Origin of the sequence: Prochlorococcus sp. MIT 1304, assembly GCF_047305015.1 — a bacterium.
Taxonomy (GTDB): domain Bacteria; phylum Cyanobacteriota; class Cyanobacteriia; order PCC-6307; family Cyanobiaceae; genus Prochlorococcus_A; species Prochlorococcus_A marinus_E.
The window spans coordinates 684,561-698,708 of record NZ_CP138974.1; the positions used below are offsets into that span (position 1 = coordinate 684,561).

Here is a 14,148-nt window from a genome sequence, read left to right on the forward strand (position 1 = left end):
TAATGAAAAATAAAAACGAAATTTTAGAAAAAAAAGTTTCTCCTCCAAGCTTTATAAAGCTTGCTATGAGAAATATGGTAAGGAAAGGCTCAAAAAGTATTTCTCATTTTTCAATAACCTTTCTAGTTTTAATTGGGATATTAATACTTGTGGCCACAATAGGTAAACCCAATATTCCAGTTTAAGAATGTATGAAAGAAAAAATTATTTCTGAAATAAGTTTAGATTTGGTTTTTCAATGTAATGATTTCTCTCAATTTTCAAATAAGTTAAAAGATACTAATACTCATCTTATTTTTGAATCTATTTTTTGGGAGAAAGTTTTTTTATCTTGGATAAATACAATATTAAAAAAAGAGGATTATGAATTACCAAATTATATTTTTGAAAAAAAATCTTTTTCATTAGGCTTGCAGATAATATCAAATCAAGAAATTGCTTCTTTGAATAAGAAATGGATGCAAAAAAATGGTCCAACTGATGTTCTATCTTTTCCAATTATTTCTGATGAATCTCTAAATAATTTAGATCATATAGAGTTGGGAGATATATTTATATCATTAGAGATGGCACTTGAGCAATCTTATGAATATAAAAATTCAATCTATAGAGAGATGATCTGGTTGGCTAGTCATGGATTTTTACATCTTTTGGGATGGGAACATAATAATGAGCATGATTTAGAAAATATGTTAAATTTCCAGGAATATTTAATTAAAAAATTAGATTAAAAATGTATGGAAAAAAAAATAAACTCTTTTAAAGATAGAATAGGATCATATAAAACTTCTAGTAATGTATTTATAAGTTTTAAGTATGCTTTTAGTGGAATAAGTTACGTATTAAAAACTTCAAGAAATTTTAAAATTCAATTAGTTTTTGCAGTTTTAAGTTTAATAATTGGTTTTTTACTCAAAATTAGTCTAAGTAATTATGTTATTTTGATTACAACAATAATGTCTGTTTTAATATTAGAAATATTGAATACATCTATTGAGTCAATCGTTGATTTAGTAGTTAAAAAAGAATTTAGTATTTTGGCTAAAATTTCAAAAGATACTTCTGCAGGAGCGGTATTATTAGCTTCCATTAATTCTGTTATTATTGCTGTATATATCTTTGTTCCTAAAATAAAGTTGTTATTTTAAATCCATATAAATATGTTTCTTGTTATTGATAATTACGATAGTTTTACTTATAACCTCGTTCAATATTTAGGAGAACTTTCAGTTGAGCATGAAATAACTAAAGAATTAATAGTTAAAAGAAATGATGAAATTAATTTAGAAGAAATTATCAAACTAAATCCTGGTGGAATTTTATTATCTCCAGGTCCAGGTAATCCAGATCAATCTGGAATTTGTCTGCCAATTCTAAAAAAATTATCAAAAAATATTCCGACATTGGGTGTTTGTTTAGGTCATCAAGCTTTGGCCCAAGCTTTTGGAGGTAAGGTTATAGTTGGGAAAGAACTTATGCATGGTAAGACATCCAAAATATTTCATAATCAAAAAGGATTGTTTAAAGATATCGAGACACCATTTGTGGCTACTAGATACCATAGTCTTATAGTTGATTCAAGTTCTTTACCATCATGTTTCGACATAACTGCGACTTTAGAAGACTCAACAATTATGGCTATATCTCATAAAGAATATAAACATTTACATGGAGTACAGTTCCATCCTGAAAGTGTGTTGACGCAATTTGGTCATAAATTAATTAGTAATTTTCTAAAAATGGCTGAACAAAAGTAAAATAAAAAAAAATTAATATTATGATTTCTCAAATTAAAAACTTTTTATTTTTGATATTAGTTAGCTGTTTTTTACCTACCTCATTATTGGCAAGGAATTTAGGAATAAAAAGTTTGGGACATAGTAGTTTTTTAATTACTAGTGCAGATAAATCTATTCTTATAAATCCCTTTAAAGCAATAGGTTGTACAAGTGATTTAAAGGAGCCAAAAGAAGTCAACGTAGATTTTATTTTGGCTAGTTCTAGGCTTCCAGATGAAGGATATAACCTTAATGATCAATTAATGTTCGTTGAGCCAGGAATCTATCAATTTGAGGATATTTTATTAAATGGAATTTCTGTACCACATGACAGAGTAGATGGAAGAAGATTTGGGATGGCAACTGTTTGGAGTTGGGAGCAGAATGATCTTAAAATTGTTCATATGGGAGGAGCTGCTGGTGATATTGATATAAACAGTCAAATTATTTTGTCTAGTCCAGATATATTGTTTATTTCAATTGGAGGCGGAATAAAATCTTACAATGGTAAAGAAGCCTCAAAAATAGTTAAAATCTTAAAACCTAAAGTAGTTATTCCTGTTCACTTTCAACGCGGCAAAAAAATTAATAAAGAATGTGATTTCTCAAATGCTGATTTATTTATTGAAAATATGAAAGATTTTAAAGTAAAATATGTTGGAAAAGATTTTCAAATAAAACCTAAAAGAATCGATCAAAATACAATTTATATTTTCAGCGATTAATTTTTTAAATCTAATATCTCGTAATTGTCCCAGAAAAAAATCATTTGCTCTTTAGTTCCAATACTAACCCTTATTGAATTACCGATATCTTTTTTGTTTTCCATACTTCTAATAAGAATACCTTTTTCTCTCATCTGTTGTATTAAAATTCTAGGATCTTTTTTTGGCCAAATTAAGAAATAATTACCTCCACTAAAGTGAGTTCTGATTTTTGTTGATTTAAATTTATTTAAAATCCATTCCCTCGCCTTTTTTACTTCTAAAACATAATTATCAATATATGATTTGTCTTTAAGTGCTGCTAATGCAGCTGTTATAGCAAAGCTGTTTACATCATATGGGCCTGTAATTTTATTAATGTACTTAATTAAACTTTGATTGCCAAAAGTAAAACCTATTCTTAAACCAGCTAGACCTGCAGTTTTTGAAAGAGATTGTATTATTAGTATATTTTTATTCTTTTCAAAATCTATCGATTCAAGAAGACTATCTCCATTAAATTTTTCATATAGTTCATCAACAACTATTAATGAATCGTTATTGATATTGGCTAAATTAATTATTTCATGGGAGCTTAGAACAGTTCCTGTTGGATTATTTGGATTGCAAATAAATATTAACTTTGGATTATGCTTTATTATTTTTTCCCTAAATTCTTCGATGGGGAATAGAAAATTTTCTCCAATGTAGGAACAACTTATTTTTTTCATTCCTCGGATTTCTGCACAAGGAGAATAGTAACCAAAAGTTGGATTTGTGGTTAGAAATATTTGATCTTTTTCTCCAAAGCAATTGAAAATTGCATTTATTGCTGCATCTGCTCCATTGAAAATTCCGATTTCATCATTACCAAATTTTCTTGAATCAAGATATTTATCACATAAAAATTTTTTTAAAAAATTATATTCTGGATAAATTGAAATCTCATCTAATTTTATCGCTTGTAATGCCTCTAAAACCTTAGGACTTGGACCTAAAGTATTTTCATTAAAGTCTAAGCGAAGTAAATTTCTTCTATTTTCTAAAGGTGCAGAGTAAGACTGCATATTTATTATTTCTTCTCTTGGTTTTGGGAAAAGACTATTTAATGGATCAAAATCATTCATTACATTCTTTCTAAAGTTTCAATTCCTAAAAGCTCTAAGCTTAATTTTAGTGTTTTTGCAGTTAGGTCACATAAATTAAGCCTAGAAATTTTTATATTTTTTTCTTCTTTGAGGATTGGAACTTGATCATAGAATCTATTAAAAGTCTGACATAGCTCGAACAGATAATTGCATAATCTATTTGGCATTAAGTCTTTTTCAATAGAAATTATAACTTCATCGAACTTAAGTAATTTTCTGATAAGTTTCCACTCAGATTTATTTTCATAATTTACGTACTGAAAATCTTTAGAGTCATAAACGAAATCATTTTTTCTTTTAATTCCTAAAATTCTTACAAGTGTATATAACAAATAAGGAGCAGTATTACCATTAAGGGAAAGCATTTTATCAAAACTAAATTGATAATTGGTAATCCTATTTTGACTTAAATCTGCATACTTAACAGCTCCAAATCCAATAATTCTTGAAGTATTTGCTATAAACTCTTCGTTCTCATATCGATCTTCATCTTCTAATCTTTTCAATAAATCTTCTTTTGCTCTTCTAACTGCTTCATTTAATAAATCTTTTAGGCGTATTGTTTCACCTTCTCTTGTCTTTAGTTTTTTGCCATCAATTCCTTGAACTAACCCAAAAGGGACATGGTCTACTTGACAATTTTCTGGTATCCATTTTGCTTTTTTTGCAACTTGAAAAACTCCAGCAAAATGATTTGCTTGCCCATGATCAGTTACATAAATAATTCTTGAAGCATCATCGCCATTAGGAGGTTTATTGAATCTGTATCTTATAGCAGCAAGATCTGTGGTGGCATAATTAAAACCTCCATCTTTTTTTTGAATAATTAGCGGTAAAGGTTTGCCTTCTTTATTAGTCATCCCATCTAGAAATACACATTTTGCTCCTTGATCTTCTACTAATATTTTTTTTAAATTCAAATCATCAATAACTGATTTTAAGAAGGGATTATAAAAAGATTCACCTCTTTCTTCTATTTTTATTTTTAAATTTTTATAGATTTCATCAAATTCTTGCCTTGATTGATCACATAATAATTTCCAAGCTTTAATCGATTTAATATCTCCACTTTGTAACTTAACTACTTCCTCTCTAGATCTTTTTTGGAATTCAGATTCGTTATCAAATCTTTTTTTTGATTCTTTATAAAATTCAACTAAATCACTTATCTTGATCTTTCCTATTTCTTCTAGATCATTTGAATATAAATCTTTGAGTTGAGTAATAAGCATGCCAAATTGTGTCCCCCAATCACCAACATGATTCAGTCTTAATACTTCATAACCTCTTAACTCGAAAATTCTAGATATTGAGTCACCTATTATTGTTGATCTTAAATGCCCTACATGCATTTCTTTAGCAATATTAGGACTAGAAAAATCTACAATAACTTTATTAGACAAACCCCTATCTAAATCTTTTCTAATTAGAGGTATGCCAGCCCTATTGCATTGAATATTTGATATAATTTCATTTATTAGAACTTCATCTTTTAATTTTATATTTATAAATCCAGGTCCAGCTATTTCTAGACTCTTACATAATTTTGCTATGCTTTTATTTTTTTTTAAAAGGTTAATAAAATCATTAGAAATATCTCTTGGGTTCTTTTTAAATATTTTAGATAAACTTAAACAAACATTACATTGATAATCACCAAATTCCTCTTTTGATGATTGTGTAATTAAATTTTTTCTAAGAATTTCGAATTCTCCTTTTTTATCATTTTTTTCAAGACTATCTAAAAGAGATTGTTCAAATTGTTTTGTTAATTCTTTAAAAATGATTAGCATTAATTATTCAATTATTTATCTATATGATTAATTAATATAACGCATACTCAAATCAATCCAATTACTTTTGGTGATTGAAGAACTTGTTGAAATCAAATCAATACCTTTTATTAGATATTTACTAATTTCTTGAGGGTTTATTCCAGAAACTTCTATTATCAAATTTTTATTGACTTCTTTTTTTAAGCTATTAATTGATAAATATCTTAATTCTTGAACGCTTTTTTTGATTGTTTCAGGACTAAGTTCATCTAATAAGACACTATCCGCTCCTGCTAATACTGCTTCTTTTGCTTGTTCGATATTCTCAGCTTCAATTACTATATGAGTTGTAAAAGGCGAATTTAGCCGAATTTTTTGTACTGCATTTTTAAGATTATCTGTCCATGCTATATGATTTTCTTTGATCATAGCAGCATCGTATAATCCCATTCTATGATTCACCCCACCTCCGCATTTGAAAGCATATTTTTCAAATATTCTTAAGCCAGGAGTCGTTTTCCTAGTATCTGCTAATTTTATATTTGTGCCTTCTAATTTATCTGTAAGATTCTTTGTATATGTTGATATTCCAGATAAATGCATTGCTATATTTAAGCTGATCCTTTCACTAGCGAGTAAACTTTTTGAAGGTCCATATATTTCTAAGAGTTTTTGATCTTTAACAAATTTATCTCCATCAGAGATATTAAATTTTGGACTGATTTTTAAATCAATTTTTCTAAAAATTTCTTTTATAATTTCAACCCCACAGAATATTCCCTCCTCTTTAGCAATCCAATATGCATTGCCATTTTCTTTTGTAATAGAGGGACTTGTAAGATCTCCTCTGCCTATATCTTCATCGATCCAATTATCAATGATCTTACTTATTATTGGAGTATTTAAATCCACTAAACTAAGAAATAATTAATAAAAATTAAACTGAAGTTAGACATTCAACTATATATCACTATGTAATTTAACTCAAATTTATTTGCCAATACAAAACTTAGAAAAAATATTATCTAGAAGTTCCTCTGTTAATTCTTGACCAGTTATTTTAGATAAGTTTTGAATTCCATCTCTCAGTTCAATTGATAACAAATCAAATGGCAATTTATTTTCAATTATTTCATCAGTATCATTTAAATTAGATAAGCAAGCAGACAAATTTGTTTGATGTCTTTCGTTTAAAAATATATTAATATTTTCTACTTGTTTTAATCCGCATTTTTTTATGATTGTGTCTATTAATAATTTTTCACCATCATTATTCTTAATACTCATAAGAATTGTGTTTTTTAGCTCATTTGAATTAATATTTTTGCAATCAATTAAATCTTTTTTATTGCCCAAAATAGTAATTAATTTTTCTTTGGGGATTTCTTGTATTATTTTTTTGTCTTCTTCATTAAATCCTTCTTCAAGACTATAAATATAAATTATAAAATCTGACTCTTTTATTTTCCCAAAACTTTTTTTAATTCCAATACTTTCAATTTGTTCATAAGTTTCTCTTATGCCAGCAGTATCAATTATTTTCATTGGAATATCATTAATAGTTAAATTAACTTCAATAACATCTCTAGTTGTTCCAGGAATATTAGTTACGATTGCTTTCTCTTTTTTTGCAAGCAAATTTAATAAAGAGCTTTTACCAACATTTGTTTTACCTATAAGCGCAATGGATATCCCATTGTGAATATATGAATTTCTTTTTGCATTTTCAATTAGTAATTCTATTTTTTCTTTGACTTTTTTAATGTTTTTTAGATATTTGGTGTAATCAAAATCTGTGAAGTCTTCTTCAAAATCAACTCTCGCTTCTATTTCGCAAAGTTGATTTATAAGGTCATTTTTAATATCATCAATTTTTTTCTTTATTTCTCCTTGAATTCCGCTAAAGGCTAACTCTGCTGATCTGGTATTGCTTGCATTAATTAATTGATTAATCGACTCGGCTTGAGTAAGGTCTATTTTCCCATTAAGAAAAGCTCTTTGACTAAATTCTCCTGGGTTTGCAATTCTAACTCTAGAATTACTAGATAATAATATCTTTAAAACTTTATTTACTATGATAATCCCGCCATGACAATGAAGTTCAACGACATCCTCTCCTGTGAAGCTATTTGGTGATTTCATCACTAAAATTAAAACTTCATCTATAAATTTATTTTGTTTATTTTCCTGAATAAAACCACGAAAAACCCTATGTGATTCCCATGCATATTTAGATTTAGTTTGAACAATCTTTTTGCAAGAATTTATTGCGTCTTTCCCTGATACTCTTATTATCGCAACTCCTCCCTTCCCAATACTTATAGCTGAAGCAATTGCGGCTATCGTATCTTCTGTAGTAACTATCGAATCCATCTCTCGCTTTGTTATGGATAATTAAGTAAGATTATCAAGAATTTAATTTTGAGATTTTCTTTCTGAATGAGATTTAAAAGAGATATTACCTATAAGAAAATTCTATCATTATTTAGGAATCAGAATAGAAGTCCTTTCTTTAATGCTAAAGGTTTAGCTATAGGGGTATTTAGTGGTTGCTTTCCTTTTTTTGGGTTTCAGACTTTAATGGGGGTATTTTTTGCGAAAATAGCTAAGGGAAATATTGTTCTAGCTGCAATTGGTACCTGGATTAGCAACCCTTTTACTTATATTCCACTTTATTATTTTAACTATAGAGTTGGTTCGATTTTTTTAAATAATCCTTCTAATAAAATTCTTGAAAAAAGTTTAGTTATTGATGACTTATGGAAACAAGGTAGAATTTTTTCCCTAAAATTACTCTTAGGTTCATCTTGTGTAGGTATTTTATTAGCTTTGATTTGCGGCAGTATTGTTTTCTTTATCTACAAAATAAAAAGTAAAAGATAGATTGATCTGTTTTTTATATTAACTTTGTCCAACTCTGGCAATATCTAAAACATCTGCCATTGATTTAATTTGTTCAATTGTTTTGTGAAGTTGATTATAACTTTCAAGACCTACACAAAGATTTATAATAGCTGGTTTACCATAAGCAGTTTTAACATTGGCATCGCTAACGTTTATACCTTTATCAGATAACCGCATAAGAATATCTTTAAGAACTCCAACTCGATCAATTACTTCTATTCGTAGCTGAATTGGAAACTTATTATCGCCAGTTTTATTATCTTGATTCCAACCGACAGGTAATCTTCTCTCTATTGGAATTGGTATTACATTTTCACAATCTTCCCTATGTATAGTTATCCCATGGTTGCCGAGCGACACAGTTCCGATAATATCCTCGCCTGGGAGTGGGGAACAGCATTTACCTATTCTGTAATCAAGACCTTCTATCCCGGAAATTGGTGATTTAGCTGCTGTATTAGGTTGATTAGTGGATAAATTATTATTACTTTTAAGAGATTTTGCTATTTCAGAGTCAGAATCATTTTTTACATCTTCTGTCTGTAATTTTATTTCTTCTCTTAGTCTGTTTAATACTTGATGCAAAGTTAAACCACCAAAACCAAGAGATGCAAGAAGGTCTTCAGTAGTTTTTAAATTGCATCGATTTGCAACTTTTTTCATGGCTTCACTAGAAAGTAATGCTTCAAAACCGTTTTTACCTACTTCTTTTTCAAGTAAATCTCTACCTCTTTTAATCGTTTCATCACGATGGCTTTTCTTATACCATTGGCGAATTCTATTTTTAGCAGTTGGCGTTACTACAAAGTTCAGCCAATCCAAGCTTGGAGTAGAATTATTACTTGTTAAAATTTCTATGAAGTCACCATTTTGAAGTGCTGTAGATAATGGAGAAAGCTTTTCATTAATTCTTATTCCATTACAGTGATTTCCAACTTCAGAATGAATTCTGTAGGCGAAATCTATCGCGGTAGATCCTTTCCTTAAACCAACAACATCTCCTTTTGGAGTGATCACAAATACTTCTTCATCAAATAAATCTTCTTTTATTGAAGCTAGGTAATCATTATGATCCCTTTCATTGCCTTCTTGTTGCCATTCTACTAATTGTCTTAGCCAATTAAATCTCTCGGCATTACTTTTAGCAGGAGAACCACCCTCTTTGTATTGCCAATGAGCGGCAATACCATATTCAGCAATTTGATGCATTGAAGTAGTTCTAATTTGAACTTCAATAGGTCGATGTCTTCCAATCACAGAAGTGTGTAAGGACTGATATCCATTGGGCTTTGGTAATCCTATATAGTCTTTAAATCTACCTGGAATTGGTTTAAAAGTATCATGAACAACTGCTAAAGCTCTATAACAACTATCTGAATTGTCCACGATAATTCTTAGGGCAGCAACATCATAAATCTCGTGAAAATGCTTTTGCTGTCTTTCCATTTTGCTCCAGATGCCATAAAGATGTTTTGGCCTTCCTGTTATTTCAAAATTTTTCAAACCTGCTGAAATCAAGTTTTCCTTCATAAGATTCAAAGTTACTTTTAATCTTTTTTCTCTATCACTTCTTTTAACGGCGATTTGATCTTTAAGATCTAGATATTCTTTCGGTTCTAGGAATTTAAAAGCTAAATCTTCTAATTCCCATTTAAATCTGTTTATTCCTAGTCGATTTGCTAATGGCGCATAAATCTCTCTTGTTTCTCTCGCTATTCTTAGTTTTTTCTCATCATTTAGCCATTCAATTGTTCTCATGTTATGAAGTCGATCTGCAAGTTTTACTAAAACAACTCTGATATCGCTGGCCATAGCCAAAAACATTTTCCTAAGATTTTCAGCTTGTGCTTCAGTCCTGTTGTTAAAGTGAATGCCGCCTAATTTTGTTACACCCTCTACAAGTATTTTTACTTCTAATCCAAAATTTGTTTCTATTTCGGATAAATCAATGCCAGTATCTTCAACTACATCATGTAAAAGGCCTGCAGCAATAACAGATGAACTAGCACCTATTTCTTTAAGGAGATTTGCAACAGCAACCGAGTGGATAATGTATGGCTCGCCGCTCGCGCGGAATTGTCCATCATGAGCTTTATAAGCAAGTTTAAAAGCCTTTACTATAAGGTTTTGATTTTCATCATTTTCTTTATTTGATTTTTCAAAATTATGAATATCTTTAAGAAGCCAATCGGGAATGTTTATTTGATAATTCAAAGATTCACTTTCATATTTTTTATTTTCAGGCAAAATAGTTTTGGAAACTTCAATTTCGTTTTTTTCTTTTGAATTTGCAGCTGCCTCGGACATTTTATACCGCTTTAGATGTATTTTATTTAGGTCTAGAAAAATTTGCTATAAATCATGGAAAAAAATAAAGGAAAAATTATTGTAGTTAAAAATCTGACTGTTAAATATGGTCTAAAACAGCAACCTATTATCAAAAATTTTAATTTGGAAATAGATAGTGGAGATCATTTGGCCATAATAGGACCCTCTGGATGTGGAAAGACCACTTTTGCAAAAACATTAGTAAATATATTGCCTGAAAAGGCCACTTCTAAAGGGTATCTATCGATTTCTAGTTTAGATCCTAGGAAAATAAACAACAAAGATGCACAATTATTTAGAAGAAAGAATTTTGGATTTATTTATCAAGACTCTATAAAAAAACTTAATCCGCTAATGAGAGTTGGGGATCATTTATATGAATTATTTAAAACACATGATCAAACTAAATCATCTTTAGCTATTAAAAAATTAGTGAGAGAAGTTTTTCAAAAAGTCGGAATTGAAGAAAGTAGACTTGATTCTTTCCCACATCAATTTAGCGGTGGAATGAGACAGAGAGTTTCTATAGCAATGGCACTTGCTTTGAAACCTAAATTATTAATAGCTGATGAACCTACAACAAGCTTAGATACGAAAACAAGTTTTGAAATTATGCAAGAAATAATTCATCTATGTAATGAATTTGATACAACTTTAATTTTAATTAGTCATGATATTAATCTTGCAGCAAAGTGGTGTAAAAAAGTTGCAATAATTGAAAAGGGATCGATCGTTGAAAAAGGGAATATATTAGATATTTTGCAATCACCACAATCAGATATAGGGAAAAAGTTAGTAAATGCTTCAAAAATAGTATTAGAACCAAATACTAAAAATAATGCTCAAGATGAGATCGTTCTAGAGGTAAATAACCTAAGACATTGGTATAAATTAAATTCTTCAATTTTCATTAATAAATGGAATAAGGCTTTAAATGAAGTTAGTTTCAAGTTATATGAGAATGAGACTCTTGGAATAGTTGGTTCTTCAGGGAGTGGTAAAAGTACATTATGCAGGGCTTTAATTGGACTTCTTAAAGTAAGAGGTGGTGAAATCAAAATTTATGATAAAAATCATGCATCGAAAAAAAATAAATATTTTAAAAAGAACAATAAAGTGCAAATTATTTTTCAAGATCCTTTTTCAAGTTTGAATCCGAAAATGACAATTAAAAATATTTTGAAAGATATATTTTTTATTCAAAAAATTTCAGATAAAAGAAAAATCGAAAAAGAAATAAATTTAATGTTAAGAAATTTAAATCTTCCCTTAAATAATGATTTTTTTAATTCTTATCCTAACCAATTATCTGGTGGTCAATTGCAAAGAATTGCATTGGCCAGGGCGCTATTGTTGAAGCCAAAAATTTTAATTTGTGATGAGAGCGTAAATATGTTGGATGCTTCAGTAAAAATAGAGATTCTTGAATTACTAAGAGTCTTTCAAGAAAAAATGAATTTAACGATTATTTTTATTACCCATGATTTAGGTATTGCTAAAAGATTTTGTAATAGGTTGCTAGTTATGAATCATGGAAAGATAGTTGATGAAGGAGAGAGTTCTACAATATTCACTAAAACTCAAAACCCGTATACAAAATCGCTTCTAAATTCCTCTTTAAATCTCATTTAACTTTAAGAACACTTAGTAATTTTTGAAAATCTAATGGTAATTCTGATTCAAATATCATTTCTTTACCATTTATTGGATGTATAAGTCCAAGCTTGATGGCGTGTAAAGCTTGGCCATCTAATTTACATGGTAGTTTTTTACATCTTCCATATAAGGGATCACCCACAATTGGATGATTAATGTGAGCGCAATGAACTCTTATTTGATGCGTTCGCCCCGTATCTAGTTTGAAACTCATTAATGAGTAATTGCCAAATCTTTCTTCTAATTTCCAATAGGTTCGGGCATACCTTCCTGAAGTTTCTTCAACTACTTTATATTTCAATCTATTTAATTTATCTCTACCAATGTGTCCCACTATTTGGCCTTCTTCAGAATTAGGTGCTCCATGAATTACTGCAATATATTCGCGTGATGCTATTTTTTCTTTAATTTGTTTCTGAAGATTTACTAATGCCTCTTGGCTTTTTGCAACCACCATACATCCGGAAGTATCTTTATCTAATCTGTGAACAATCCCAGGTCTTAGTTTCCCATTAATTCCAGGCAGATCTTTACAGTGAAAAAGTAATCCGTTCACTAAAGTTCCAGATTTGTTTCCAGGCGCTGGATGAACTATTAGACCTGATTGTTTATTGATTACTATGATGTGCTCGTCTTCAAAAAGGATATTTAAATCCATTTTTTCAGGTTTCAAATAAATAAGAGGTTCTGGCGGAGGCATCCATATTTGAATATTGTCGCCATTTTTTAATGGGGTCTTTGCTTTTGCAGTCTTATAGTTTACAAGTACTAAACCTGAATTTATAAAATGTTGAATTCTTGCTCTACTTTGTTCTGGCCTTTTACTTACCAACCATCTGTCTAGCCTCATAGGCAGAGGTAGCTCATAAATAATTTCTATAAGCTCACCTTCTCCAATGCCGAAAGAATTTTGATTATTTAATTCCATAGTGGGACTTCTAAAGCAATTTTACCCAGCATTTGATTTCTATAATCTTCTAATAACTTATGAGACATTCTCCTTGTATCACCTGAGGTATGTTTGGAAGCTGCTTCGTTGATCCAGGCAGAAGGACTCTTAAAGCCTTTGGTAATATCAACTCCATATCTATTTGATATTTGTTTAGCTGAGATATTTGCATTCTTATCTTTGTTGAGAGTGGATATAATTTTGATAAATTCAATTGCGACACTCTCTATTTCATAAGCAGCTTCACCAATATCATCACACAGTGCAAGATTAAGTGCTGATTTTTGATCTTCTAAATTTGGAGGTATAACACCAGGAGCATCTAGCAGATCTATACCACTTTCTAATTTTATCCATCTTAAATTACGAGTCACGCCTGCTTTCCTAGCGCTATCTACAACTCTTTTTTTTGCAATTCTATTGATTAATGCTGACTTTCCTACGTTTGGGAAACCAAGTGTAAGGGCTCTAATTGGCCTAATTCGCATTCCTCTAGAGAGTCTTCTATCGTCAATTGACGACCTAGAATCTTTGGCTGACTTACAAATTTCTTTGATCCCTATTCCCCTTTTAGCATCACACCAAAGAGGATATTGATCTTTAGCATTAAACCATTTATTCCAGCTATTGATTGTATGAGGGGAGACCATGTCTGATCTGTTAATAACAAGAATGTGTTTTTTATTATTTATCCATTTATTTAAGTGTGGATGTCCTGTTGACAAAGGAATTCGTGCATCTCTAACTTCTATGACTAAATCTACTTTATTGATAACTTCAGATAATTTCTTTTCTGCTTTTGCGATATGGCCTGGGTACCATTGAATTTTGGGTATGTCCACTTCAATAAATCAAATAAAATTTTGTATTCCTTTTAGTTTTTATAAGTTTCAAAAGTATTTACTT

General features: G+C 29.5%; 14 protein-coding genes. 7 read left to right on the top strand and 7 right to left on the bottom strand.

The genetic code is table 11. The features are described from left to right. Window positions 1-2: 2 nt before the first annotated feature. Genes SIB45_RS03740 through SIB45_RS03760 form a run of 5 tightly spaced genes read left to right on the top strand, consistent with a single transcriptional unit; the run spans window position 3 to window position 2,503 of the window. The gene (locus SIB45_RS03740; protein ID WP_011862226.1) at window positions 3-185 is read left to right on the top strand and encodes a DUF3285 domain-containing protein; all 183 of its coding nucleotides are present in this window, start codon (window positions 3-5) and stop codon (window positions 183-185) included. A 6-nt stretch (window positions 186-191) separates the two neighbouring features. Next, window positions 192-731, top strand: coding sequence for an rRNA maturation RNase YbeY (gene ybeY / locus SIB45_RS03745; protein ID WP_011862227.1), 540 nt, complete (start codon window positions 192-194; stop codon window positions 729-731). A 6-nt stretch (window positions 732-737) separates the two neighbouring features. Further along, window positions 738-1,148, top strand: a complete 411-nt coding sequence (locus SIB45_RS03750; RefSeq protein ID WP_011862228.1) for a diacylglycerol kinase family protein — start codon at window positions 738-740, stop codon at window positions 1,146-1,148. Between the two features lie 12 nt (window positions 1,149-1,160). After that, a complete protein-coding gene (locus tag SIB45_RS03755) occupies window positions 1,161-1,757 on the top strand; it encodes an anthranilate synthase component II (RefSeq protein WP_011862229.1) in 597 nt (198 codons plus the stop codon). Window positions 1,758-1,777: 20 nt separating this feature from the next. Next, a complete protein-coding gene (locus tag SIB45_RS03760; protein ID WP_011862230.1) occupies window positions 1,778-2,503 on the top strand; it encodes an MBL fold metallo-hydrolase in 726 nt (241 codons plus the stop codon). Here SIB45_RS03760 and SIB45_RS03765 read toward each other — a convergent pair. The 4 genes from SIB45_RS03765 to mnmE form a co-directional block, all read right to left on the bottom strand. Next, a complete protein-coding gene (locus SIB45_RS03765) occupies window positions 2,500-3,609 on the bottom strand; it encodes a pyridoxal phosphate-dependent aminotransferase (protein WP_011862231.1) in 1,110 nt (369 codons plus the stop codon). The two genes, SIB45_RS03760 and SIB45_RS03765, sit on opposite strands and share 4 nt — an antisense overlap. Further along, window positions 3,609-5,423, bottom strand: a complete 1,815-nt coding sequence (gene argS / locus SIB45_RS03770; protein ID WP_011862232.1) for an arginine--tRNA ligase — start codon at window positions 5,421-5,423, stop codon at window positions 3,609-3,611. The genes SIB45_RS03765 and argS overlap by 1 nt, the downstream gene beginning before the upstream one ends. A gap of 27 nt (window positions 5,424-5,450) precedes the next feature. After that, complete coding sequence (gene nadC / locus SIB45_RS03775; protein ID WP_011862233.1) at window positions 5,451-6,317, bottom strand: carboxylating nicotinate-nucleotide diphosphorylase; 867 nt, start codon at window positions 6,315-6,317, stop codon at window positions 5,451-5,453. Between the two features lie 78 nt (window positions 6,318-6,395). After that, window positions 6,396-7,778: a tRNA uridine-5-carboxymethylaminomethyl(34) synthesis GTPase MnmE gene (gene mnmE / locus SIB45_RS03780; RefSeq protein WP_011862234.1), complete on the bottom strand. Its 1,383-nt coding sequence runs from the start codon at window positions 7,776-7,778 to the stop codon at window positions 6,396-6,398. 66 nt (window positions 7,779-7,844) lie between these two features. Between mnmE and SIB45_RS03785 the strand changes: the two genes are divergently transcribed. Then, window positions 7,845-8,288, top strand: coding sequence for a DUF2062 domain-containing protein (locus tag SIB45_RS03785; RefSeq protein ID WP_011862235.1), 444 nt, complete (start codon window positions 7,845-7,847; stop codon window positions 8,286-8,288). Window positions 8,289-8,306: 18 nt separating this feature from the next. On the opposite strand, the gene SIB45_RS03790 is transcribed toward SIB45_RS03785, so the two are convergent. Then, window positions 8,307-10,616: a RelA/SpoT family protein gene (locus SIB45_RS03790; protein WP_413682144.1), complete on the bottom strand. Its 2,310-nt coding sequence runs from the start codon at window positions 10,614-10,616 to the stop codon at window positions 8,307-8,309. A 54-nt stretch (window positions 10,617-10,670) separates the two neighbouring features. Between SIB45_RS03790 and SIB45_RS03795 the strand changes: the two genes are divergently transcribed. After that, window positions 10,671-12,269 carry an ABC transporter ATP-binding protein gene (locus SIB45_RS03795; RefSeq protein ID WP_011862237.1) on the top strand — a complete coding sequence of 533 codons (1,599 nt, stop codon included), beginning with the start codon at window positions 10,671-10,673 and terminating at the stop codon, window positions 12,267-12,269. On the opposite strand, the gene SIB45_RS03800 is transcribed toward SIB45_RS03795, so the two are convergent. Continuing rightward, window positions 12,262-13,221, bottom strand: coding sequence for an RluA family pseudouridine synthase (locus tag SIB45_RS03800; RefSeq protein WP_011862238.1), 960 nt, complete (start codon window positions 13,219-13,221; stop codon window positions 12,262-12,264). The genes SIB45_RS03795 and SIB45_RS03800 overlap by 8 nt on opposite strands. Next, on the bottom strand, window positions 13,212-14,084 hold the full coding sequence (gene ylqF / locus SIB45_RS03805; RefSeq protein ID WP_011862239.1) for a ribosome biogenesis GTPase YlqF: 873 nt from the start codon (window positions 14,082-14,084) through the stop codon (window positions 13,212-13,214). Before ylqF ends, SIB45_RS03800 begins: the two co-directional genes overlap by 10 nt. Window positions 14,085-14,148: the final 64 nt, after the last annotated feature.

Coding starts and splice junctions, on each gene's coding strand:
- mnmE (WP_011862234.1), bottom strand. CDS start 7,778: ATGGATTCGATAGTTACTACAGAAGATACGATAGCCGCAATTGCTTCA.
- SIB45_RS03760 (WP_011862230.1), top strand. CDS start 1,778: ATGATTTCTCAAATTAAAAACTTTTTATTTTTGATATTAGTTAGCTGT.
- ybeY (WP_011862227.1), top strand. CDS start 192: ATGAAAGAAAAAATTATTTCTGAAATAAGTTTAGATTTGGTTTTTCAA.
- SIB45_RS03795 (WP_011862237.1), top strand. CDS start 10,671: ATGGAAAAAAATAAAGGAAAAATTATTGTAGTTAAAAATCTGACTGTT.
- argS (WP_011862232.1), bottom strand. CDS start 5,423: ATGCTAATCATTTTTAAAGAATTAACAAAACAATTTGAACAATCTCTT.
- SIB45_RS03800 (WP_011862238.1), bottom strand. CDS start 13,221: ATGGAATTAAATAATCAAAATTCTTTCGGCATTGGAGAAGGTGAGCTT.
- SIB45_RS03740 (WP_011862226.1), top strand. CDS start 3: ATGAAAAATAAAAACGAAATTTTAGAAAAAAAAGTTTCTCCTCCAAGC.
- SIB45_RS03785 (WP_011862235.1), top strand. CDS start 7,845: ATGAGATTTAAAAGAGATATTACCTATAAGAAAATTCTATCATTATTT.
- SIB45_RS03790 (WP_413682144.1), bottom strand. CDS start 10,616: ATGTCCGAGGCAGCTGCAAATTCAAAAGAAAAAAACGAAATTGAAGTT.
- SIB45_RS03765 (WP_011862231.1), bottom strand. CDS start 3,609: ATGAATGATTTTGATCCATTAAATAGTCTTTTCCCAAAACCAAGAGAA.
- SIB45_RS03750 (WP_011862228.1), top strand. CDS start 738: ATGGAAAAAAAAATAAACTCTTTTAAAGATAGAATAGGATCATATAAA.
- SIB45_RS03755 (WP_011862229.1), top strand. CDS start 1,161: ATGTTTCTTGTTATTGATAATTACGATAGTTTTACTTATAACCTCGTT.